At 66.6% G+C, this 22,056-nt stretch carries 21 protein-coding genes and 1 pseudogene; 6 read left to right on the forward strand and 16 right to left on the reverse strand.

All coding sequences use genetic code 11. From position 1 onward, the window contains the following. The 5 genes from QZ847_RS12625 to QZ847_RS12645 form a co-directional block, all read right to left on the reverse strand. On the reverse strand, positions 1-638 hold a 638-nt coding region (locus tag QZ847_RS12625), incomplete at its 3' end, for an SLBB domain-containing protein (protein WP_294356986.1). A gap of 62 nt (positions 639-700) precedes the next feature. Continuing rightward, the gene (locus QZ847_RS12630) at positions 701-1,777 is read right to left on the reverse strand and encodes a glycosyltransferase (RefSeq protein WP_294356988.1); all 1,077 of its coding nucleotides are present in this window, start codon (positions 1,775-1,777) and stop codon (positions 701-703) included. Then, positions 1,774-3,378 carry a lipid II flippase MurJ gene (locus tag QZ847_RS12635; RefSeq protein WP_294356989.1) on the reverse strand — a complete coding sequence of 535 codons (1,605 nt, stop codon included), beginning with the start codon at positions 3,376-3,378 and terminating at the stop codon, positions 1,774-1,776. Before QZ847_RS12635 ends, QZ847_RS12630 begins: the two co-directional genes overlap by 4 nt. Next, the gene (locus QZ847_RS12640) at positions 3,375-3,932 is read right to left on the reverse strand and encodes a GNAT family N-acetyltransferase (protein ID WP_294356991.1); all 558 of its coding nucleotides are present in this window, start codon (positions 3,930-3,932) and stop codon (positions 3,375-3,377) included. Before QZ847_RS12640 ends, QZ847_RS12635 begins: the two co-directional genes overlap by 4 nt. Positions 3,933-4,011: 79 nt before the next feature. Next, positions 4,012-5,097: a GNAT family N-acetyltransferase gene (locus QZ847_RS12645; RefSeq protein WP_294356993.1), complete on the reverse strand. Its 1,086-nt coding sequence runs from the start codon at positions 5,095-5,097 to the stop codon at positions 4,012-4,014. A 66-nt stretch (positions 5,098-5,163) separates the two neighbouring features. On the opposite strand from QZ847_RS12645, the gene QZ847_RS12650 reads away from it, so the two are divergent. From QZ847_RS12650 to QZ847_RS12660, 3 genes are all read left to right on the forward strand, one after another. Further along, positions 5,164-6,153, forward strand: a complete 990-nt coding sequence (locus QZ847_RS12650) for a GNAT family N-acetyltransferase (RefSeq protein ID WP_294191579.1) — start codon at positions 5,164-5,166, stop codon at positions 6,151-6,153. Between the two features lie 71 nt (positions 6,154-6,224). After that, positions 6,225-7,346: a polysaccharide deacetylase family protein gene (locus QZ847_RS12655; RefSeq protein ID WP_294356995.1), complete on the forward strand. Its 1,122-nt coding sequence runs from the start codon at positions 6,225-6,227 to the stop codon at positions 7,344-7,346. A gap of 81 nt (positions 7,347-7,427) precedes the next feature. Next, complete coding sequence (locus tag QZ847_RS12660) at positions 7,428-8,150, forward strand: sugar transferase (RefSeq protein ID WP_294356997.1); 723 nt, start codon at positions 7,428-7,430, stop codon at positions 8,148-8,150. Here QZ847_RS12660 and QZ847_RS12665 read toward each other — a convergent pair. From QZ847_RS12665 to cyoA, 10 genes and pseudogenes are all read right to left on the reverse strand, one after another. Continuing rightward, a complete protein-coding gene (locus tag QZ847_RS12665; protein ID WP_294356999.1) occupies positions 8,147-8,878 on the reverse strand; it encodes a heparin lyase I family protein in 732 nt (243 codons plus the stop codon). The genes QZ847_RS12660 and QZ847_RS12665 overlap by 4 nt on opposite strands. After that, positions 8,875-10,014 carry a glycosyltransferase gene (locus QZ847_RS12670; RefSeq protein ID WP_294357001.1) on the reverse strand — a complete coding sequence of 380 codons (1,140 nt, stop codon included), beginning with the start codon at positions 10,012-10,014 and terminating at the stop codon, positions 8,875-8,877. The genes QZ847_RS12665 and QZ847_RS12670 overlap by 4 nt, the downstream gene beginning before the upstream one ends. Positions 10,015-10,063: 49 nt before the next feature. Further along, a pseudogene (locus QZ847_RS17010) lies at positions 10,064-10,662 on the reverse strand (isochorismatase family cysteine hydrolase). A gap of 44 nt (positions 10,663-10,706) precedes the next feature. Beyond that, on the reverse strand, positions 10,707-11,252 hold the full coding sequence (locus tag QZ847_RS12685) for a response regulator transcription factor (protein ID WP_294357006.1): 546 nt from the start codon (positions 11,250-11,252) through the stop codon (positions 10,707-10,709). After that, a complete protein-coding gene (locus QZ847_RS12690; protein ID WP_294357023.1) occupies positions 11,249-12,481 on the reverse strand; it encodes an ATP-binding protein in 1,233 nt (410 codons plus the stop codon). Before QZ847_RS12690 ends, QZ847_RS12685 begins: the two co-directional genes overlap by 4 nt. A gap of 69 nt (positions 12,482-12,550) precedes the next feature. Next, positions 12,551-13,246 carry an SURF1 family protein gene (locus tag QZ847_RS12695; protein WP_294357008.1) on the reverse strand — a complete coding sequence of 232 codons (696 nt, stop codon included), beginning with the start codon at positions 13,244-13,246 and terminating at the stop codon, positions 12,551-12,553. Then, entirely contained in the window at positions 13,243-13,710 is a 468-nt protein-coding gene (gene cyoD / locus QZ847_RS12700) for a cytochrome o ubiquinol oxidase subunit IV (protein WP_294357010.1), read from the reverse strand. The genes QZ847_RS12695 and cyoD overlap by 4 nt, the downstream gene beginning before the upstream one ends. Then, entirely contained in the window at positions 13,707-14,342 is a 636-nt protein-coding gene (cyoC, locus tag QZ847_RS12705; RefSeq protein WP_294357012.1) for a cytochrome o ubiquinol oxidase subunit III, read from the reverse strand. Before cyoC ends, cyoD begins: the two co-directional genes overlap by 4 nt. Before the next feature lie 3 nt (positions 14,343-14,345). Beyond that, entirely contained in the window at positions 14,346-16,352 is a 2,007-nt protein-coding gene (gene cyoB / locus QZ847_RS12710; RefSeq protein WP_294357014.1) for a cytochrome o ubiquinol oxidase subunit I, read from the reverse strand. A 6-nt stretch (positions 16,353-16,358) separates the two neighbouring features. Beyond that, a complete protein-coding gene (cyoA, locus tag QZ847_RS12715; RefSeq protein ID WP_294357016.1) occupies positions 16,359-17,504 on the reverse strand; it encodes a ubiquinol oxidase subunit II in 1,146 nt (381 codons plus the stop codon). Between the two features lie 110 nt (positions 17,505-17,614). Here cyoA and QZ847_RS12720 point away from each other — a divergent pair, with 110 nt between their 5' ends. Beyond that, positions 17,615-18,943, forward strand: coding sequence for an MFS transporter (locus QZ847_RS12720; RefSeq protein ID WP_294190291.1), 1,329 nt, complete (start codon positions 17,615-17,617; stop codon positions 18,941-18,943). A gap of 155 nt (positions 18,944-19,098) precedes the next feature. Further along, a complete protein-coding gene (locus QZ847_RS12725) occupies positions 19,099-20,379 on the forward strand; it encodes an MFS transporter (protein WP_294357018.1) in 1,281 nt (426 codons plus the stop codon). On the opposite strand, the gene QZ847_RS12730 is transcribed toward QZ847_RS12725, so the two are convergent. After that, on the reverse strand, positions 20,366-20,902 hold the full coding sequence (locus tag QZ847_RS12730) for a (2Fe-2S)-binding protein (RefSeq protein WP_294357019.1): 537 nt from the start codon (positions 20,900-20,902) through the stop codon (positions 20,366-20,368). The genes QZ847_RS12725 and QZ847_RS12730 overlap by 14 nt on opposite strands. Before the next feature lie 99 nt (positions 20,903-21,001). Here QZ847_RS12730 and QZ847_RS12735 point away from each other — a divergent pair. After that, a partial coding sequence (locus QZ847_RS12735; RefSeq protein ID WP_294357021.1) for an MFS transporter occupies positions 21,002-22,056 on the forward strand: 1,055 nt, incomplete at its 3' end.

Below are 22,056 nucleotides of genomic sequence, written 5' to 3' on the forward strand. Positions count from 1 at the left end.
GGCACGATCAGGATGGTATAGGGCGGCAGGAAGTCGATCGGCCGCGCGCTGCCCTTCAGTGTCGCCGATAGATCGAGCATCCTCGCGACCAGCTGATTGCCGACCGGCGTCAGCGCGACCACCCGCGACAGGTCTGCATCGCGGTTCCCGCCACCCGCGCGTGCGATCCCCTCGAAGGGTGTGGTGCCGTCGCGGTAGGGAAAATTGCCGGGCTTGGCGACTTCGCCCAAGACGAAGATTTCCTGCGGCGGGGGCGGGCGGTTGTATTCGAGGATCGAAACCGACACCTCCGGACGCGCCAGCTTGGGCCGGTAAAGCGCCTGCAGCCTTACCTGCAGCTCGGATGCGGTCATCCCGCGGATCGCGACGGGGGCGAGAAGCGGCGGGCTGATCGCGCCCGACAGCTGAACGCGCTGATCGCTGTTGAGCTGCGGCGTGTAGGGAAAGTTCAGGCGGACGAGGTCGCCGGTGTGAAAGTCGCCGTCCTGGTCGAGCCGCGCTTCCACCATCCGCGACGCATTACGCGCCAGGTCGAGCGACCCCGACGTCAGCGGCACTGCGGGGGCGGGCGCGTAGCGCACCGGCCCCGCGCAGGCCGACAGCGTCACTGCCAGTGGTAGGAAAAGGGTCAAGCGCATGCGCGGGAAAACTCGTCGAAATGGCAGGAACGGATAGGTAACGGAGTGGCGTAACTTTAAGGTTAAGTGGGCGCGTAGCGCGGCAGCACCGTGTCCAGCAGGGCGGTGAAGTCGCGTGTCGAGGCGGTCACGGTGTAGTGTCCGGCGGTCTCGCGCGCGGCGGCGCGAACGCGGGCGCGAGACGCCGGGTCGCGAAGCAGCGCGTCCATGCGCGCGGCGAGCGCGGCGGGGTTGTCCGGCGCAACGAGGAAGCCGTTTCGCATGTCCTCGATGAAGGTCTCAGGCCCGCCCGCACGCGTCGCCAGCACGGGAGTGCCGAGCACCATCGCCTCGACCAGCACGTTGCCGAACCCCTCGCGGCGCGAGGACGAGACGACCAGCACCGCGCCGGCGAGCACGGGGGCAAGGTCGGCGGTATGCCCCGCGAGCCTCACACGCCCGGTCATGCCCGCCTCCACGATGCGTCGCGCCAGCCTGTCGCGCTCAGGTCCGTCGCCGTGGATCGCCAGCGTGAACGGCCTGCCCGTACGTGCAAGCAACGCGGCAGCGTCGATCAGCGTGTCGAACCCCTTGGCGCGAACGAGCCGACCGGCCGCGACGATGTGCGCGCGCCCGGGATCGAAGGCGGCGAGCGGCGGCGGTGGGTTCGCGAGCACCGGATTGCGGATGACGTGGACGCGCGTGGACGCGATCTCGTCGGCGATCGCCTGCGTCGGCACGGCGATTGCGGTGGCACGATGACGCAGCAAAGCAGTTGCGACGCGGCGTAGCAGCGGCCACTTCGCCTCGGCACCGAAGGCGGCCGGCGGCGTATGCTCAGAGGTGATCCGGGGTACCCGCGTCGGCGCGGTGAGGAGGGCGAGGTTCATCGCGCTGGTGGCGGAATAGGCGACCTCGATGCGGTTGCTGAGCAGTGCTCGCGCGATGCGCCACGGACGCGTCAATGCGCGACGGCCACCGATCGCGACGACGGGTACGTCCGCGGGCAATAGGTCGAGGAACTGGCCTTCGACACGGCCGAGCATCAGCACCGGCGCGAAGCGGGCGCGGTCGAGCGCACCGATCCAGTTGAGCACGACCCGCTCCGCGCCGCCCGCGCGAAAGTGCGGAAGCAGGAAGGCGACGCGAGCAGGCGTCACGCGCGCCGCCGACGTTTGGCGACGATCTTGCCGACAATGTCGCGCACCTGAGCGACCTCGGGCACGTGCAACGCAATGGCGGCGGCGGCGTAGACGAGCACCACCAGCGCGCCGAGCGTCGCCAGGAGCAACAGCTGGGTCCACACTGCATGCGGTGCGGGAGCGAAATGCAGCAGCGCCGCACCCGCGAGCGCGGCGATGCCTGCGCACAGGGCATTGCGTGCGAGGTCGATCGCCTGCGGGCGCATCACGAAATGGTGAAAGCGGCGCACCGCGATCACCTGCGCGACGACGAAGGTGCCCGCGGTCGCGGCTGCCGCAGCCCAGGCGATCCCGCCTGCGCCCCACAGAGGCGCGGCGAGTGCGAGCGCGCCAACGCGCATCAGCAGCCCCAGCACCGCAACGCGGGTAAGGTCGGCGAGCGGCGAGGCGTGTGGATCGGCGTAGATCGCGCTGGTGATCGCACTCGACGGCGCGAGAAAGACCTGCGCGGCGGCGTAGCCCGCGGTGCAGGCGGCCGCGGTCGCGATCGCCTCCGCACCGAAGGCGCCGTGGCCGAACAGCGCCCCGACCATCAGCGGCGCACCCAGCATCATGCCGACCGACACCGGCAATTGCGCGAACACCGAGATTCGCTGGAAACGCTGGATGCCGGCAGCGGCGGCGCGCGGGTCGGGCTGCTGCACCGCGTGGATCAGCTCGGGCGCGAGCACGGTGGCGAGGCTCGACATCACCAGTCCCGGCACCAGCGAGACGAGGCGCGAGCCATATTCGAGCGAGGCGACCGATCCGTCGGCCGCGGTCGAGGCGAAAGCGAAATCGAGCAGCGCCGTTGCCTGGAAATAGGCGTGGATGACCAGTGCGGCGACGATGCCGCCGCCGGCGCTCGGCACTGTTTTCGAGACGGCAGGTGCCGCCGCTCCGAGTACGGCATGCGGACGGACGATCGACCACGCTCCGACCAGCAGGATGACGAAGCCGACCACGCCGCTGACCAGCATCGTCCACGCCCCTGCAACGATGCCGAGCGGAGGGACCAGCAGCGCCAGCACGAGCACCAGCATCGCGCGCTGCACCAAATTGGTGCCTTCGCTGAGCAGATAGCGCCGACGTGCCTGCAGGATTGCCGCAAGGATCGAGGCGCCGACCGCGATCGGCAGCAACGGCAGCATGATCCTCATCATCTGCGCGGTGAGTACGGCCTGCGTCCCGCGAAAGCCGGGTGCGAACAGCGCGACGAGCTGTTCGGGCACCAGCATCGCCGCCGCGAGCGCGAGTGCGAACAGGCCCAGGAACCAGCCGATCCGGCGCGGTAGCAGCCTGAGCGACAGCGGCTGGCCGCGATCAACCGCTGTCATTACCGGCGGCAGCACGACCTGGCCGATCAGCTTGCGGATCGTGTCGGCGAAACCGACCGTGGTGCGCCGCGCGAGGAAGAAGGCGTCAAGCTGTCCCGACGCGCCGAAACGATTGGCGAGCAGCACCGAGACGAGGAACGACAGCCCGAAATCCAGCCCGCGGATCGCGGATACGACACCGGCCGACCGCACCAGCGTGCGCATCGAGCTGCGCGGGCGATAGGCGTCGGCTTGGACGGTCATGACGCGCTCGCCACGCGTGACGCGCGCTTGAACCCGAGCGTTCCCTCGTAGTGCGACACTCGGGTCCAGCGCTGATGAAACAGGTGAAAGTGGCGGACACGAACGCCGCACTCGCGGTAACCGAAATGCCGTTGCACCTGATACGACGCGCGATTGTCGCGGTCGATAATGCCGAACTGGCGCTCGATACTCAGTTCACCCAGCGTTCGCAGAACATAGCGACACAGGTGGAGCGCAGTGCCGCGGCTACGCTCGGCCGGCTCGACAAGCCAGCAATAATGATAGGCCTCGCCGGGGGCGACCACGTAGAACTCGCGAGAGCGCGCATCGCTGTGGTCGCTGAGCGCGAGCCAGGCGCAACCGACCGCCCGCCCATCGCGCAGGACGAAGAGACCGAGCTTACCCGCCCGGCACATGTCGGCAAACGCCGGCACGCGCGGCGCGAGCCAAGCGCCGGGCGATGGAAGCGCATCGGCGTTGCGCACGGTGACGAAGGTCAGCCCGCCGCTTAAGCCGGTCCCCGCACGCACCCATTCGCGGCGACATTCAAGCATGACGCTCTCGCTGGAACGATAAACGTGGTCGCCCCATGCCTTACGCAGCCGCGCACCCCAGCGGGAGGGGAGGCTCGCCTCAGCCACGTCGGGCACGCGCGCGACGCAGACGGCGGTAGACCGCGCGCGCGCCGAACAGGAGAAGGTGTTGCACCGGCTGGAGCACCAGCATCTGCATCGGGGGCATGACTCTGCGATGTGGAGCGAAGGCGGTCTTGAATTGGACGCGTCCGGCTTCCGCTGCGTCCGCTGGTTCGTCGTCGGGCAGGCCGGCGAGATCGTAGCCGACGCAGCCTATTGCCGCTGCCATGCGCATCGCCTGCCACAACAGCGGATAGCCCGGCGAGGCACCATCGCGGTCGAGCGTGACGAGCGACAGCCAGATCGCCTCGTCACCCTGCCGGACGAACGCGTGCGCGCCGACCGCCACGCCGTCGCGCTCGGCGAGCAGCATCGCGCCGCCCGAGCGTTCGATCAGATGCGCCTGACCCGGCGCGTCGGGCTGCCCCGTCATGTCATAGTCAGTCCGGGACGCCGCGAAGCGGTCGAGCAGGTGCTGGTAGGTGGTCAGGTCGTGCTCACCAGCGACCGGGCGAACCGTGATCCCCGCCTTTTCCGCCGCACGGAGTGCCCGGCGCGCACGCTGCTTGAAGCCAGCGAGGATCGCTGCCTCGGGCTTGTCGAGCCAGACGATCCCGCTGACGTGATGCAGCGCCTGTGCCTCGGCGGGCAGCGGCACGTAGCCGCCGTCGCGCATCGCCTCGGCCATCAGCGGCAACGGTCGGCCGCGCACGCGGGGGGCTGCCTGCACCGAGCAGCACCCCGCCTGTTTAAGCTCGCTATGTAGTGCCTGCAGCACGAGCGGAAGCGCGGCGGGATCGTGGACAACCGGGCCGCGCTGGAGCGTTGCCAGCCACGACCCGACCGCGAGCCGGGTCGAGCGGATCACGGCGGCCCCGACGATTTCTCCGCCGGCGCGGCAGATGAAGAACTGCCAGCCGCGTCGCGCGTGCCGCGGCGCGGCCGCGGGCCAGGCGCGGGTCTGCTGATAAGCACCGAACGGCGCGTCGCGCATGAAGGTGTCGAACGCCGCCGCATCATCGGCGTCGAGCACGTGGCTCAACGTTGCCGATGCGGGACGATCAAGAAGGTCCGATCCGTACATTCACCAATTCTTCGGAAGATGCGCGATAAAGCCTGCTGTATCGGGGGGCACTTGCAGAGTGGTTAAATGCTGGCGGTAAGTTCTGGCGAACCCTTCCATTTCGGATCGGATTGGTTCGACTGCTGGGCGGCGGCGTTCGGTGATATCGAAGTAATTGACGGCGTGCGGCTGGTGAATGCGCGGCGACGATTAGGTCTGCTCCGTTTGGCGATACGACGCAGCGCCACCAACCCGCACAGCGTGCATTTCGGTGTGCCGGACGACGTCCCGCTGCGTGACGATCTGCCGCAGCACCTGCTCGCGGGGGTCGCCGCGGTCGAGCTCGACTATTTGCCGCAAGGCTCGCGCCTGATCGAGGCAGCGCAAGGATGGCGTGCGCGTTACCGGACTCGGATCGCACCGCACGCGCTCGCGCCGTTGATCGATACGAGTGACAGCCATGAGGCGTGGCTGGGCGCGCGCAGCAAGCGGATCCGTCAGATGCTGCGCCGGGAGAGCGAAGCGACCACGCGGCTGGGTATGCGGTTCGCGCATGTTACAGCCGACCCGACCACCAGCGATCTTTGGCGGCGAATGCTCGCGCTCGAACAATCGGGCTGGAAGGGACGCGAGCGCTCGGCAATCCTCGACGATCCGCAGGCAACGCGCTTCTATACCGACCTGGTGCGCCGTGCCGCCGCGGCGGGCGCGTTGCAGATCGGGTTGATGTGGCTGGACGAGCGACTGGTGGCGTTCGAGTTCGGGGTTCTGGGCGGCGAACGGTTGTTCCTGTTGAAGGTAGCCTATGACGAGGCGTTCGCCGACCTCTCGCTCGGTCACGTGCTGGCAGCGCGGATGATCCGGCATTGTTTCGAGACGCCGGCGATCGCCTGCTACGACAAGATGGGCAACGGCATGACACCTGCGCCGTACAAGCTGCGTTTCGCCGACCGGTGCGACCCGCTCTACCGCGTAACCCTCTATGCGGACGGTCCGAAGGGCACGTTGCTTTACGCCTATGACGCTGCTTGCGCGCGCGCGAAGGTGTGGCGCGATAAGCGGCGACAAGCGGCGTGACGCGAAAACGAGAACGGACGCGCCGCACGCTAAGCTGGGCGGGGACGGTTGCTGCGGCAATTGTGCTCGCGGTGAGCGCTTGGCTACTGTTGCCGGCGCCGTGGCACTGGTCGTCACTGGCGCTGCTGGCGGCAGGGTTCGCGCTCGGTCATCGGCACATGGTCGCGCCAGCGGGCATTGCGGTGCTGACCTATCACTCGGTCAGCCCCGACCCGCGCTGGCTGCCGTGGTCGCGCGAGATCGCGGTTCATCCGACCACGTTCGAGCGGCACCTCGGCGTGCTGCGACACATGGGCGTCGAGATCGTCGGCAGCCGCGCGATGACCGAGCGACGCCATGCCGGCGCGCCGGTCACGCCGGGGCAGGTCGTGCTCCATTTCGACGATGGCTATCTCGACAACTTCCGCTTTGCCGCACCGCTACTGCGCGCGTTCGAGGCGCCCGCGACCTTCTTCGCCTCGCTCGATTTTGTTGATCCGGGCAGTGGCTTGCGCGTCGAGGGTCCAGTCGACGGGTACATGAACTGGGATGAACTCGCCAAAATCGAGGCACAGCCCGGGTTCGAGGTCGAGCCGCACGGCGTCGCGCACGCGCGGGTACCTGTCAGCGATCGGGTCGTCGGACGTGTCGATGCGACGAACTGGCGCGCGCATGCGTGGCTGCAATGGGACGCGACGCCGGGAGCGAAATACGACTGGTATCGCCGTGACTTGCCAACCGCGATGCCGGTGGGGAGCCCGATACCGATGTCGGGGCTTGCGCTCGCCGAGCGTGGCTACCGTGATGGCGTACGCGAAAGCGTGCAGACTCTGCATGGCCGCATCGCGGGCGACCTGTCGCTGTGCCGCGCGACATTCGAGCAGCGGTTGGGTATCTCGCCGCGATTATTCTGCTGGCCCGAGAACAAGCTGTGTGACGAGGGCCGCATCATCGCGCGCGACCTCGGCTACCGCGCGACGACCGGCGGCAGGGGGCGCAACACCGCGGACGAACCCGCCGACACGATCTCGCGCATCCACGTCAACGACCGCGCACTGGGCTTCCGCTGGTTGCCGGCTGAGGCGCTGTACCTGCGTGCGGCGGTGCGGCTGATGCAGGGCAATCATTACTGGTACTTGCTGCTCGCGCCGATGCAGGTGGTGCGCCGCATGGTTTTCGCGTTCCGACGCCGTTTCGGAGCCGATTTCGCGTGAGGCCAGCGTCCGCTAACCGTAGAACATGACGGATTGTTCATCATCGCGCCCGCACCAGCGAAGCGACGTGGCAAGAGTTGCATGACCGACACCTTTACCGAACCAGTGCCGATCGAACGACGCAAGGATCTGGCGCGGCGTGTCCGGTTCGAGTGCGACATGCGCGGGGTGCCGCTCCACCTGGAGGTGCAGCGCCGAGGTTATGCACGACATTTGAAGCCGTTGCTCGATCGGGGACTGGCGCTGCTCGCCACGATCGTGCTGTCGCCCGTGTTCCTGGCGATCGCGATCGCGATCAGGTTGGACGATCGCGGTCCCGTGTTGTTCGTGCAGGAACGGACCGGCTATCTCGGCCAGCGCTTCCGCTTGTTCAAGTTTCGCACGATGGTGGTCGACGCGGAGGCGCTGAAGGAGAAGCTGCGCGCGCGCAACGTCCACGCAGCCGACTCGCCCGACTTCAAGCTGATCGACGACCCGCGCGTGACCCGGATCGGGCGTTTCCTGCGCAAGACCAGTCTCGATGAACTGCCCAATCTGTGGAATGTGGTGAAGGGCGATATGGCGCTGGTCGGGCCGAGGCCGACCTCGTTCGCCGCGGGCACCTACCGCATGGCGCATCTGCCCCGGCTGGCGGTCAAGCCGGGGTTGACGGGATTGTGGCAGGTATCTGGGCGCGCCAATATCGATTTCGACGAGCGATCGGAACTCGACGTGCGCTACATCCGCTCGCTGTCTGCCAGGCAGGACATCGATCTGATCATGCGCACGATCAGCGCGGTCAAGCGCGGCGACGGTGCCTGCTAGCGAACATCGACGCGAACGTTGTCGAACCACGCGGTGGCAGGAACGGCGTTCGAGTTAGCGGTAATCCCGATCTGGACGCGGTCGATCGCGACCCGCGGCAACGCGGCAGCGGTTGCGCCACGCGCGGCGAGCACGTCGCGGCCGTCGAGCAGTACGCGCGTTGCGCCGCGATCATCGGCGGCAACGCGAACCTGCCATTCGACATGGTGCCAGCGATCGTTCGCGAGGGTCGGCGCGTCATCGCGGGTCCAGGCGTGCTCGATGCCAATCTTCGAGCGATCGACCCGCAATCGCCCGCGACGCAGATAGAGGCGGATACCCGGATTGCCGCCTTCGCCGCAACTCGCGCATTCGAGGTCGACGAGCTGGAGCGAGTTGAGCGGGGTGCCGGCGGGAACGCGCAGGTCGAAGGCGACGGTGATGCGACGACCCGGTCCGACCGGGCGAAGGCGCGCGACGACATCGGCCTTAGCGACTCCATCGGTCTTCGCACCCGCCTCGGCGAGCAGCGCCAGTCCTGAACGATCGGGTGCGGGTGCGGCGCGCGCGCGACCGCGGATCTGCTGCGCAATCGCCCAAGGCGACGCGGCACATCGTCCGACGCACAGCCCGCGGTCGAAATCGTCGGAGAGGGTGACGCGCTCGCCTTGCGCCGCCGACCGCTGGATCAGCGTGGTTCCGGCAATCGCCGCGGTGCCGAGCGCGAGGAAGGTGGCGAGGCGCTTCATGCCGCATCCTTCTGCGGCGTCCACTGCGCGTAGCGCCGCCCGCCGAGGAACAGCACCGTGCCCAGCGCAAGACCGGCGAGGTGAAGCATCGCGCCGGAGACGATCCGCAACGGCCCGATCAGCCGCATGCCGAGTGCGCCCGCGAGCGCGATCGATGCCGCTGCCGTCAGTCCCGCGAAGACCAGCATCCACCAGCCGCTGCCCGCAGCCGCCAATGCGCCGCTCAGAAGCCCTAATGGTAGCAGCGTGAGCGGGACCAATCGCCGCGCGACCTTGTGGAGGAAAAGCGCAGGCGCGTACCAGCCGGTTCGCCACGGGTTCATCAGCGCGCGGCGGCGCCACAGTCCGGTAAGCCCGCGCACCGTGATCCGCACGCGGCGGCGGAACTGCTGGCGCGATCCGGCGATGCTGTGCTCCCACACACGCGCATCGTTGGCGAAAGCGATACGGTGGCCGGCGGCGACCGCCGCGGTGCTGACAAAGAAATCGTCGGTCGCATCGGCGACGACATGAGGTACGAGCGCGCGGCGGATCGCGTATAATCCGCCGTCGGCGGAGATGCAGCCGAACAGGCGATCCTCCGCGACCCGCAGGCTCGACTCATAAGAGCGAAACAGGCGATCGGCCCCGGCGAAGCGCGCGGTACGACGGGTGCGCAGTGTCTCGACGCGTCCGGCGACCGCTCCAACCTCGGCATCGGCGAAGGGAGCGAGCAGCGCCGGCAATGTCTGGTCGTCGAACAACGGATCGGCGTCGGTCATAACGATCACCTCGCCGCGCGCGTGCCGCATCGCGAGGTTGAGCGCGGCTGCCTTGCCGCCACGTGGCGCGACGACGACCTCCGCGCCACGCGCCCGCGCGATCGCGACCGTGTCGTCGGTCGATCCATCGTCGGCGACGAGCAACTGCGCATCATGCGGCCAGGCAGAGAGAGCGCGGTTCACCGAGGCCAGCTTCTCGCCCAGCATCCGTTCCTCGTTGTGCGCGCAGATCAGGATGGTGACGGACGGAGCCACAATCACTTCGCCTGGTCGCTCGCGACGTCCGCGCAGCGACGCGGCGACGAGGACAAACGCGGGGTAGCCCAGGAACACCGCAAACGGCAGGATGAGCAGGATCCACGCGGCTGTCTGCATGACCCTGCGTCCTAGCCGCGTGCAGTTGAGTTTTAGCTAAGATCGGCGATCACGCACGCGCGATCCAGTCGGCGAGGGCGAGCATATCGGTCGATGCGACCTCGGCGCTCAGCGTTTCGCGCATGATATCGACAGCCCAGGCGGTCCGTTCCGGGCTGACCCCGGCGATCGCATCCTGCGGTACCCACAGGTCGTACTCGCGCATGTGCGCATCGGCGGCGGTGAACAGCACGCAAATGTCGGCGGCGACGCCGGTCAGGATCAGCCGCGACACGCCGAGCCGCGGTAGGATGGCGGGCAGGTTCGTTGCGTAAAAGCCTGAAAACTCGGGCTTGATGACGAAATAGTCGCGCTCCCCGGCGCCAGGCGCTTCGCGATTTCGCCTCCCTGCGGATTGTCGCCGGCCAGTTCCTCGATCAACTGCTCGGGGGTGGCTTGCCATTGGCCGTAATTGTCGTTGACGTAGATGACCGGCACGTCGGCGGCGCGGGCCTCTTCGCGCAGCCGTTCGACCGCGTCCGCCGCGGCATGTGCCGCTTGGACGAGCGGGCGCGCGTCCTCGAAATCGAAGCGGTTGAGCATGTCGATGATGAGCAATGCCGCCTTGTCCGTCACGCCTGCGCTCTCCTGCCTGCTGGAAAAGCACATAAGGCGCGCGGGTCGCGGGCGTGATGACGCAAGTTAGCCCCGCGTCAGGGCATGTGACGCTTGTCGAGTTTTCGCGCCAGCGTGCGCCGATGCAGACCCAGCCGACGCGCGGCCTCCGACACGTTGAAGCCGGTGTCGGCGAGTGTCTGGTGAATGTGCTCCCATTCCAGCGTCTTGATCGAGGTGGGGCGGGTGGCGAGGTCTGCCTGCGCGTCCCCCTCCGTGCGGGCGAAGGCTGCTTCGATATCGTCGGTGTTGGCGGGTTTGGTCAGGTAATTGGTCGCGCCCAGCTTGATCGCCTCTACCGCGGTGGCGATGCTGGCAAAGCCGGTCAGGACGACGATCCGGGTCGCAGGATCGCGCTGGTGGAGCCGCTCAACACAGGCGAGGCCCGAGGCGCCGGCGAGCCGCAGGTCGACGACGGCATGGTCGGGACGCAGCGTTTCGGCGACGCTATCGAGCCGTTCGGGCCCGTCGATCACCTCCACGCGGTAGCCGCGCCGCTCGAACGAGCGGGCGAGGGTGCGAGCGAACACTGCATCATCCTCGATGATGAGCAGTCGGCGAATGTCGGTGCTGCTTTCTGTCACCGCGTGGCTTCCTCATCGACCAACAGTGCGGCGAACGGCATCCGAAGCGTCACCTCCGCGCCGCCGTTCAAGAGGTTGCGCGCTTCCAGCGTTCCGCCGAGCGTGCGGAGCACATTGGTCGACAGGAACAGGCCAAGGCCCGCGCCGCGGCGATCCTTGCTGCTGTGATACGGCTTGCCGATGTTCGCCAGGATCGATGGTGGGAAGCCTTGACCATCGTCATGAACGCGGATCAGCAGCAGGTCGTCGTCGCGTTCCACGCCGACGTGGATCTGCGTCGCTCCCGCTTCCGCCGCGTTGTCGAGCAGGTTGGTGAGCGCCTGCGCCAGAGCGCGATCGGTGACGATGGTCGCATCGCGATCAAGCCGATCGTCGAGCGTGACAGTGGCCGAGCCGGTCCAGCCGCCGAGCGTGTCGCCGATGAAGCGGCGCAGGCCGGTACGGGCGGGTGCCTCGCCCGTGACCTCGCCCGCGGCGAAGAGAATACCGGCGAGGATGTGCTTGCAGCGCGCGACCTCGACCCGCATGTCCTCGACCTCGGCGGCGAGGGCGGGTTCGGCAAGGATCGCGGGCTCGCGCTGCCAGTCGCCGAGCGCGACCGACAGCGAGGCGAGCGGGGTGCCGAGTTCGTGCGCGGCCCCGCTGGCGAGCAGGCCCATGCGGACGATGTGCTCCTCCTCCACCGCGCGCTGGCGCAACCGGGCGAGGCGCGCGTCGCGGTCGCGCAGATTGTGCGCGATCCGAGTGACGAATGCGACCAGCAGCACCGCGGCGAGCGTAAAGTTGAACCACGATGCGAACAGGTAGGGCGCAGACAACCGGCTGGCGTAGAAGCCCGGCAGCGGCACCGGATGGAAGAGGATCGTCAAGGCGGCAAAAGCGAAGCTGGTGAGCGCGACCAGCAACCAGCTCGACCAGGCCTCGAGCAGCACCGCGCCGAGCACGACCTGAAGCAGGAACAGGGTGACGAACGGGTTGGTCGCGCCGCCGCTGAGGAACAGCTGCAGCGTCAGGCAGGAGACATCCACCACCAGCCCGGCGAGCAACTGAAGATTGGTGGGGGTATGCCGCCGCTCCGCGATCAGCACGAGCAGGTTGAGGACGACGAGCAGCATCGCCGTCATCAGCATCGTGTGCACCGGCAGCGCGATGCCGAGCAGGTAGCGGACCGCCAGGATCGTCGCCACCTGACCGCCGACCGCGAGCCAGCGCAGTTGCACCAGCAGCATGAAGTTGCGGCGCAGCGCGTCGTCGGGGCTAGTGTCGAGCGGGGATGCGTGGCGGAACCGGGCCACGGATCAGCCCTCGTCCTTCGTGTCGCGCAGCGCGCGAATGAGCAGAAATGCGACCAGTGCGGCGAGCCCGAACCAGGTAAGCGCGTAGACGAGGTGGTTGTTCGGGAAGCGAACGACGGTCAGCCCGCCGCGCGGCCAACTGCTGCCGTTCGCGTCGGCGTCGATGAAGTAGGGCGCGACGTTCCGCAGCCGACGCTTGGCAGCGATCGCGGCGACATCGCGTGAGTACCAGCGGTCGGCTGCCGCGTCATTGCTGCGCAGGAAACCGCCGCCTGGCTCGGTCACCCGCAGCAATCCGGTGACGCGTTGATTGTCGGTCGAGGCTGGGTGACGGCCGCGCTCACGCGTAGGTACGAAGCCGCGGTTGATGAGCACCGTCCAACCGCCATCCGTGTCGAACGGTGTGATGACCCAGTAACCGGCGCCCAGCTCGGTCGTCGCCTGCGTGTACGTGTCGGCGTCGGCGCGAAAGCGCCCGGTTACGGCGACGCGGGTGTAGGCGTCGTCCTTGCCGATCGTCGGCCACCGCGGCGGGGCAGGGGCGGCGACCGGTGCGGCGGCAAGGCGCTGCTCGACCCGCGCGATCAGGTCGAGCTTCCACGCGCGCCGCTCTACTTGCCACACACCCAGCGCGATCAGCACCGCGATGGCGATGCTGCCCGCTGCCAGCGGCAGGACGCGGACGCGCGCGAGGCTCACATCTGGTCCGACATCTCCGCCGCGGAAGCCGGGTTCATCGGCGGCATCATGTTCTGGTTCATGTGGAACATGACCCACAGCGACCCCGTCAGCGCAATCACGACGATGATGATCGTGAAGATCAGCGACATCAGCGTCCAGCCGGACTCCGACTTGCGGTTCATGTGGAGGAAGTAGATCATGTGAACGACGATCTGCACGATCGCCAACACCATGCAGATGCCCGCGACGACTGACTTGTCGCTGATCACGCCCGACATGACGAGGCCGAACGGGATCGCGGTCAGGATCACCGACAGCACGAACCCGGTGACGTAACCCTTCATCGAGCCGTGCGGCGCGCCATCATGGTCGTGGTCGCCATGCCCGTGGTGATCCTGCCCGGCGGCCTGACCCTGCGCATGGGCCTGCGGCGCGACCTCAGGTCCGGCGGCAACGGGTGCTCCTCGCGTGTTAGCGCTCATCGCAGCACTCCCAGAAGATAGACGAAGGTGAAGACGCCGATCCAGATGACGTCGAGGAAGTGCCAGAACAGCGACAGGCATTGCAGCCGGCGCATGTTGGCGTCGATCAGCCCTTTGCGCGATACCTGCACCATCAGAGTCACGAGCCAGATGATGCCGAAGGTGACGTGGAGCCCGTGCGTGCCGACGAGCGTGAAGAACGATGACAGGAACGCCGAGCGCCAAGGACCCGCGCCCTCAGCGATCAGGTTCGAGAATTCGTACAGCTCAATGCCGAGGAAGCAGAGGCCGAACACACCGGTGATCGCGAGCCAGCCGAGCGTCGCGCCCTGCTTCTTCTCATCCGCCGCCAGCATCGCGAAGCCGTAGGTGATCGAGGAGAACAGCAGCATCGCGGTGTTGACCGCGACCAGCGGCAACTCGAACAGTTCGGACGGGCGGGGCCCGCCGGCGTAGCTGCCGCCGAAGACGCCCCAGGCCGCGAACAGCATCGCGAAGATGAGGCAGTCGCTCATCAGGTAGAGCCAGAAGCCGAGCATGGTGCTCTGCCCCGGCGGATGCTCGTGCGGATCGGTGTCGTAGAACATCACCGCGTCGTGCGCGCCGGGGGGCGCGTTGGTCGTGCTGCTCATCGCTCAGGCCCCCGCGGCTGCATTGGCGAGGATGCGCGTGCGCTCCTCCTCGGTCCGCTCGACCTCATCGGCGTGGATGTGGAAGTCGCGGTCGTAGTTGAAGGTGTGGAAGATCGACACCGCCAGGATACCGGCGAAGCTCAGCGCCGATAGCCACCACATGTACCAGATCATCGACAGACCGAACGCGACCGACAGTCCGGCGAGGATTACGCCCGTGCCCGTGTTCTTTGGCATGTGGATGTCGCGGAAGCCCGTCAGCGGACGCTCGGCATTGCGGCTCTTCATGTCGTAATAAGCGTCCAGGTCGTGGATGACGGGGGTGAAGGCGAAATTATACGCCGGCGGCGGCGAGGAGGTCGCCCACTCGAGCGAGCGGCCGTCCCACGGATCGCCGGTCCAGTCGCGCAGCCGCTCCCGATCGCGGAAGCTGACGTAGATCTGGATCAGGAAAGCAGCGATGCCGACCGCGATCATGACCACGCCGACCGCCGCGATGATGAACCAGATCTGCAGGCTGGGATCGTCGAAGTGACGCAGGCGACGCGTCACGCCCATCAGGCCGAGCAGGTAGAGCGGCATGAACGCGACCCAGAAGCCGACTACCCACGACCAGAAGCTGACCTTTCCCCACCATGGATCGAGCTTGAAGCCGAAAGCCTTGGGGAACCAGTAGTTGATCGCCGCGAACGCGCCGAACAGCACACCACCGATAATGACGTTGTGGAAGTGCGCGACGAGGAACAGTGAATTGTGCAGCTGGAAGTCCGCCGGCGGCACCGCGAGCAGCACGCCGGTCATGCCGCCGACCACGAAGGTCAGCATGAAAGCCACCGTCCACATCATCGGCAGTTCGAAGCGGATTCGCCCCTTGTACATCGTGAACAGCCAGTTGAAGATCTTCGCCCCCGTCGGGATCGAGATGATCATCGTGGTGATGCCGAAGAAGCTGTTGACGCTCGCACCCGACCCCATCGTGAAGAAGTGGTGGAGCCATACGAGGTAGGCGAGAATGCAGATGACCAGCAGCGCGTAGACCATCGAGGTGTAGCCGAACAAACGCTTGCCCGAGAAGGTCGAGGTCACCTCGCTGAAGACGCCGAACAGCGGCAGGATCAGGATGTACACCTCCGGGTGACCCCAGATCCAGATCATGTTCACGTACATCATCGGGTTGCCCCCGCCGGTGTTCGTGAAGAAATGCGTACCGACGTAGCGATCGAGGCTGAGCATCGCCAGCACCGCGGTCAGCACCGGGAAGGCGGCGACGATCAGCACGTTGGTGACGAGCGCCGACCAGGTGAAGATCGGCATCTTGAACATCGTCATGCCCGGCGCGCGCATCTTGACGATGGTCGCGATCAGGTTGACGCCCGACAGCAGTGTTCCGACGCCGGCTATCTGAAGCGCCCAGACGTAGTAATCGACACCGACATCGGGCGAGTAGTCGAGCCCCGAGAGCGGCGCCATCGCGAGCCAGCCAGTGCGTGCAAACTCACCGACGAACAGGCTTGCCATGACGATCACGGCACCTGCCGCGGTCATCCAGAAGCTGAAATTGTTGAGGAACGGGAAGCTCACGTCGCGCGCGCCGATCTGCAGCGGCACGACGTAGTTCATGATGCCGGTGACGAACGGCATCGCCACGAAGAAGATCATGATGACGCCGTGCGCGGTGAACACCTGATCGTAGTGGTGCGCGTTCAGGTAACCCTCGTTCGCGCCGAACGCCATCGCCTGCTGCGCGCGCATCATGATCGCGTCGGAGAAACCGCGCAGCAGCATGACGGTGCCGAGCACCATGTACATGATGCCCACCTTCTTGTGGTCGACGCTCGTGAACCACTCGGTCCACAGCCATTTCCACAATTTGAAATAGGTGATCGCGCCGACCAGCGCGACGCCGCCGAGCATCACCGCGATGAACGTGCCTAAAATGATTGGCTCGTGGATCGGGAAGCTTTCCAGCGTCAGCCGGCCAAAGATGGTCTTGAGCAAAGTGTCGGACATAGCGGTTCAGCCCTGTGCCGTGACGGTCGCGCCGGGCAGGCGGACGGGTTGCAGGCGGGTCATGTTTCGGTTGTTCTGCGCGCCGCGCTCGCTCGAGCCGTCGGCCTGGCCACGCGGTGCGGTGAGGTGCGGCGCCGAGCCCTTCTCGTTCGTGTCCTTCCGCAGAGCCCCCTTCGGAGCATCGACCGGCGGACGGTCGTTGACGGGCGCGTGGGTGCCGGGTTCGGCCATGTCGTGCGACATGACGTCGCTCATGCACGGGATCCCAGGCTTGACGCACATCTGCGTGATGCGGCGGAACAGGTCGGCGTTGACGCCGCCGAACCGCATCGGTTGCACGTTCTCACTCGGCTGCTCCAGCTTCAGGTAGGTCGCATCGTTCAGCCGCGCCTGCGCCGCCCGGGTCTGCGACACCCAGCGTGAAAAGCCGCCGTCATCGACCGCATAGGTCCAGAAGGTCATGCCCGAGAAGCCGGCGCCGCTGTAATTGGCGGAGCGCCCCTCGTAACGGCCGGGCTTGTTGAGGACGGCGTGGAGCTTCGTCTCCATGCCCGGCATAGTGTAGATCATGCCCGCCATCGACGGTACCCAGAAGGTGTTCATGACCGAGGAAGAGGTCATGCGGAAACGGACCTGCCGATTGGTCGGAAGCACCAGCTGGTTAACCGTCGCGATGCCTTGCTCCGGATAGATGAACAGCCATTTCCAGTCGAGCGCCACGACTTGCACCTCAAGCGGCTGGTCGTTGGCGGCGAGCGGCTTGCCGGGTGCCAGGCGGCCGAGCGGACGATAAGGGTCGAGGAGGTGGGTCGACACCCATGTGAGCGCGCCGAGCGAAATGACGATCATCAGCGGCGCGGCCCAGATCACCAGTTCGAGACCGGTGGAGTGATCCCAGTTCGGCGCGTATTCGGCATCCTTGTTCGCAGCGCGATACTTCCACGCGAACAGCACGGTCAGCACCATCACGGGGATGATGATCAACAGCATCAACGCAGTCGACCAGAGGATCAGATGCGACTGCTGCCGCGCAACATCGCCCGCGGGATCGAGCACCACCATGTCGCATCCCGACAGCATCGCCGCCGCGCCGATCGCGAGCAGGGGGGCGAGCCGGGTGGCGCGCCGGTGCGAGGGGAACCGGTTCTTCATCACGATCGAGCTAGGCTCCGTTGTGCGGCTGCGAAATAGGACAATTTGTCCTATCCCGCGCCGCTGCGATGGAACCTAAAGCGTCCAGCTAGCTTCGGAGTTTCATACCTATGGCACAGTCGATCGCTTCGTCCGCGCCGCTCGAGCGCGATGCCCGCATCCTGCACGCGCAGGATGAGCATGGCGTCAACCCGGGCGAGATCGCCATCGGCGTCATTATCGGCCGGACGAGCGAGTTCTTCGACTTCTTCGTTTACGCGATCGCCTCCGTGCTGGTGTTCCCGCAGATCGTCTTTCCGCAGCTCGACCGCGTGTCGGGTACCTTGTGGTCGTTCGGGCTGTTCGCTCTCGCCTTCATCGCGCGGCCGATCGGCACGCAGGTGTTCATGAAGGTAGACCGTGAACTTGGCCGCGGGACGAAGCTGACGATCGCGCTGTTCTTACTCGGCACCTCCACGGTCGCGATGGCGTTCCTGCCCGGCTACGCCTCGGTCGGCATCTTCTCGCCGCTGCTGCTGGCGTTGTTCCGTATCGGGCAGGGGCTGGCACTGGGTGGTGCGTGGGATGGCCTGGCCTCGCTGCTCGCGCTGAATGCGCCCGACAAGAAGCGCGGCTGGTGGGCGATGGTGCCGCAGATCGGCGCGCCGCTCGGCCTGATCGTCGCGGCGGGCCTGTTCGCCTTCGCCCTCGGTACGTTGTCGCCCGAGGATTTTCTTTCGTGGGGCTGGCGCTACCCCTTCTTCGTCGCATTCGCGCTGAACGTCGTGGCGCTGTTCGCGCGGCTTCGCATCGTCGTGACGCCGGAATACACCGACATGTTCAAGACGCGCGAGTTGACGCCGTCGCGCGTCACCGCGACGCTGAAGGCGCAGTGGCGCAACATCATCATCGGCGCGTTTGCCCCGCTCGCCAGCTTCGCCTTGTTCCACATGGTGACGGTGTTCCCGCTCTCGTGGGTGGCGCTTAACACCAGCGAGAACATCACGCGCTTTCTGCTGATCGAGATGTTCGGCGCGACTGTGTGCGTCGGCGCGATCGTCGCGTCGGGGCTGCTCGCCGACCGCATCGGGCGGCGGTCGCTGCTCGGTTACACTGCCGCTGCGATTGCGGTGTTCAGCGGTTTCGCGCCGCAGTTGCTCGACGCAGGCTATGTCGGCGAGGCGGTGTTCATGGTCAGCGGCTTCATCCTGCTGGGCTTGTCCTTCGGTCAGTCGTCGGGCGCGGTGACGAGCAATTTCCCCAAGCGCGCGCGCTACACCGGGGCGGCGCTGACGTCCGATCTGGCATGGTTGTTCGGCGCAGGCTTCGCGCCGCTCGCCGCGCTGGTGCTGGCGGAGGAGTTCGGGCTGGTGGCGGCGGGTACCTACCTGCTGTCGGGCGCGGTGGGTACGCTGGTCGCGCTTGGTCTCAACAAGGAGCTTGCACGCCGCCTCGACTGATTGGTCGAGATTGCCTGCATCGCTGGCGCAAGTTCCGCGCGGGTGGCATGGTTGCTCATGAATAAAGGGCGACCATGTGAGCATAATTATAATCAAAGCGCTGGTCCGTATGAGGTCGCCCCGTCAGGCGGCCTCAACGATCGTCGGCGGCTAGCGTGAGCCACGACCGCGGCCATCGGCTTCGATCAATCCTTGGCGGGTCGGCGGGCAATCTCGTCGAATGGTACGATTGGTACGCCTATTCGTCGTTCACGCTCTATTTCGCCGGGCAGTTCTTTCCGGCGGCCGATCGGACCACGCAGCTGCTGAACACCGCGATCATCTTCGCGGTCGGGTTCGTCATGCGGCCGGTTGGTGGATGGGTGATGGGCATTTACGCCGACCGTCGCGGGCGAAAGGCGGGGCTGACATTGTCGGTGACGCTGATGTGCGCGGGCTCGCTGCTGATAGCGGTGACGCCGACCTATGCGTCGATCGGCTGGCTTGCGCCCGCGATCCTCACGATTGCGCGGCTGATGCAAGGGTTGTCGGTCGGCGGCGAATATGGCGCGAGCGCAACGTACCTGTCCGAAATGGCAGGGCGTGAACGTCGCGGTTTTTTCTCCAGTTTTCAATATGTCACGCTGATCGCGGGACAGCTGACCGCGTTGTGCGTGCTCCTGCTGCTCCAGGCGGTCATGAGCGAAGCGGCGCTGGAGGCGTGGGGCTGGCGCATCCCCTTCGCGATCGGTGGTGTGCTGGCCGTGGGAGTGTTCTGGTTGCGTCGCAGGTTGGCCGAGACCGAAAGCTTCGAGAATGCGAGAAAGGCGGGCGCCGGTCGATCAGGGTTGCTGGCCCTGCTGCGCCAGCATCCGCGCGAGTTCGTGACGGTGCTGCTGCTGACCGCTGGCGGAACGCTCGCCTTCTACGCCTACTCGATCTACATGCAAAAGTTCCTCGCCAACTCGGCTGGCTTCTCACGCCAGACCGCGACCTGGATCAGCGCGGGGACGCTGTTCGTCTTCATGTGCCTGCAACCGCTCGCCGGCGCGCTGTCCGATCGGATCGGGCGCAAGCCGTTGATGGTCGGCTTCGGCATCGCGGGTGTGGTGTTCACCTGGCCGATCTTCTGGGCGTTGCACCACACCGGCAGCGCGGCGGCGGCGTTCGGCATCGTATTGTTCGCGCTCGTGATCGTGACCGGCTACACCTCGATCAACGCGGTGGTGAAGGCGGAGTTGTTCCCCGCACACATACGCGCGCTGGGAGTCGCGTTCCCGTACGCGGTGGCGAACGCGCTGTTCGGCGGAACGGCGGAGGCGGTTGCGCTGAAGTTCAAGCAGGCCGGGTGGGAGCAGGGTTTCTACTGGTATCTGACGGCGATGATCGCGGTGTCGCTCGTCACCTATCTCCGAATGCCCGACACGCGCACGACGAGCCGCATTATCGAGGACTGAGCGCGGGAACGGCGCGCGCCGCGTCGGCCGGATCGATGCCGGGTCGTGCGCCGGCCGGGATCACTTCGTCGCCGCGCATCGCGCGCCCTGCGCGCTGGATCGCCGTCACCAGCCGCGGGTAGATGCCGCACGGACAGATGTTGGTGATCGCGGCCCTGATCTCCTCCTCGCTCGCAAGCGTGTTGCGCTTGAGCAGCGCGGCCGCCGCCATGACGATGCCGGGAATGCAGAAGCCGCATTGTGTCACGTTCTCCGCCAGGAGCGCCAGCTGGACCGGGTGATCGCGTTCGCGTGCGAGCCCTTCGATCGTGGTCACGAACGCCCCCTCGCAGCGCGAGAGCGGGGTCTGGCACGAACGGACCGCGCGACCGTCCACGTCGACCGTGCACGCGCCGCAGCTACCCGTCCCGCAGCCATATTTCGCGCCGGTCAGGTTCGAGCCATCGCGCAGCGCCCACAGCAGCGGCGTATCCGCGACCATCAGATACTCGACCGGTTCGTTGTTCACGGTTAGACGCGTCATGGACGGTGTCATAGCGCATGTCGCGGGCTGACAACTGCTTTGTTGGGACAAGAGGGGCGACGCGTCACGGGCGCGATCGGTGAGGGGAGTGACGGGCGTATGCAGGCAATGAATTCGGCTCCGGCGGCGAGCGGGGATGCGAGCCATGGGTATGACGCGCCGGATCTGCGCATCTTCGTCTTCGCGCTGTTCTTCATTTTCGGCGGCATCACCAGCCTGAATGACATCATCATTCCGAAGCTGAAGGAGCTGTTCACGCTCACCCACGCCTCGGCGATGCTGGTACAGACGGCATTCTTCTTCGCCTACGCACTGTTCTCATTGCCCGCCGCAGGGATCGTGCGGCGGTTCGGATACATGCGGACCGCCTCGATCGGACTGTTGACGATGACGGCAGGGTGCCTGCTGTTCATCCCGGCATCGGCCAATGCGGCGTTCGGGCTGTTCCTCGTCGCGCTGTTCGTGCTGGGCGCCGGCATCACCATCGTGCAGGTGGTTGCCAACCCGCTAATCTCGCTGCTCGGCAAGCCGCAGAGCGCGTCGAGCCGGCTGACCTTCGCGCAAGGGTTTAATTCGCTCGGCACCACGCTTTTCCCGCTGGCGGGATCGGCGCTGATCCTCGGCGGGCTCGCCAACCAGAGCGCGTCGACGCTGACCGGCGCGGCGCTCGACGCCTATCGCGCAGAGAGTTCGCGCACGATCGTTCACACTTATCTGGGGCTCGCCGTCGCACTGCTGGTGATCGCCGCCGTCGTGTGGACGCGCCGCAACCGGTTGAACGAGGAGCAGGAGGAGGCAGGCAGCATCTTCCACGCCCTGACGCTGCTGAAGCGTCCGCGTTTCGCCTGGGGCGTGGCCTGCATCTTCCTCTACGTCGGCGCCGAGGTTTCGATCGGCTCGCTGATAGTCAATTACCTGATGCAGCCGAGTGTTTGGGGTGTCGCCGACAAGGTCGCGGGCGATCACGTGCCGTTCTACTGGGGCGGGGCGCTCGTCGGCCGCTTCATCGGCGCGTGGGTGCTGACCAAGGTGTCGCCGGGCAAGGTGCTGGCGGCGGTGGCGGCAGGCGCGATCACGCTGATCCTGATCTCCGCCAACGCGCAGGGCGCGATCGCGGGCTGGTCGCTGCTGGCGATCGGGCTGGTCAATTCGAT

The organism is uncultured Sphingomonas sp., assembly GCF_913778135.1.
Lineage (GTDB): Bacteria > Pseudomonadota > Alphaproteobacteria > Sphingomonadales > Sphingomonadaceae > Sphingomonas.

What these genes read in the sequence shown, in the direction of transcription:
- cyoB (WP_294357014.1), bottom strand. Translation starts at nt 16,352, where the DNA reads ATGTCCGACACTTTGCTCAAGACCATCTTTGGCCGGCTGACGCTGGAA.
- QZ847_RS12660 (WP_294356997.1), top strand. Translation starts at nt 7,428, where the DNA reads ATGACCGACACCTTTACCGAACCAGTGCCGATCGAACGACGCAAGGAT.
- cyoC (WP_294357012.1), bottom strand. Translation starts at nt 14,342, where the DNA reads ATGAGCAGCACGACCAACGCGCCCCCCGGCGCGCACGACGCGGTGATG.
- QZ847_RS12730 (WP_294357019.1), bottom strand. Translation starts at nt 20,902, where the DNA reads ATGACGCGTCTAACCGTGAACAACGAACCGGTCGAGTATCTGATGGTC.
- QZ847_RS12635 (WP_294356989.1), bottom strand. Translation starts at nt 3,378, where the DNA reads ATGACCGTCCAAGCCGACGCCTATCGCCCGCGCAGCTCGATGCGCACG.
- QZ847_RS12665 (WP_294356999.1), bottom strand. Translation starts at nt 8,878, where the DNA reads ATGAAGCGCCTCGCCACCTTCCTCGCGCTCGGCACCGCGGCGATTGCC.
- QZ847_RS12720 (WP_294190291.1), top strand. Translation starts at nt 17,615, where the DNA reads ATGGCACAGTCGATCGCTTCGTCCGCGCCGCTCGAGCGCGATGCCCGC.
- QZ847_RS12645 (WP_294356993.1), bottom strand. Translation starts at nt 5,097, where the DNA reads ATGTACGGATCGGACCTTCTTGATCGTCCCGCATCGGCAACGTTGAGC.
- QZ847_RS12670 (WP_294357001.1), bottom strand. Translation starts at nt 10,014, where the DNA reads ATGCAGACAGCCGCGTGGATCCTGCTCATCCTGCCGTTTGCGGTGTTC.
- cyoA (WP_294357016.1), bottom strand. Translation starts at nt 17,504, where the DNA reads ATGAAGAACCGGTTCCCCTCGCACCGGCGCGCCACCCGGCTCGCCCCC.
- cyoD (WP_294357010.1), bottom strand. Translation starts at nt 13,710, where the DNA reads ATGAGCGCTAACACGCGAGGAGCACCCGTTGCCGCCGGACCTGAGGTC.
- QZ847_RS12650 (WP_294191579.1), top strand. Translation starts at nt 5,164, where the DNA reads ATGCTGGCGGTAAGTTCTGGCGAACCCTTCCATTTCGGATCGGATTGG.
- QZ847_RS12640 (WP_294356991.1), bottom strand. Translation starts at nt 3,932, where the DNA reads ATGCTTGAATGTCGCCGCGAATGGGTGCGTGCGGGGACCGGCTTAAGC.
- QZ847_RS12690 (WP_294357023.1), bottom strand. Translation starts at nt 12,481, where the DNA reads ATGCTGCTGGTGCAACTGCGCTGGCTCGCGGTCGGCGGTCAGGTGGCG.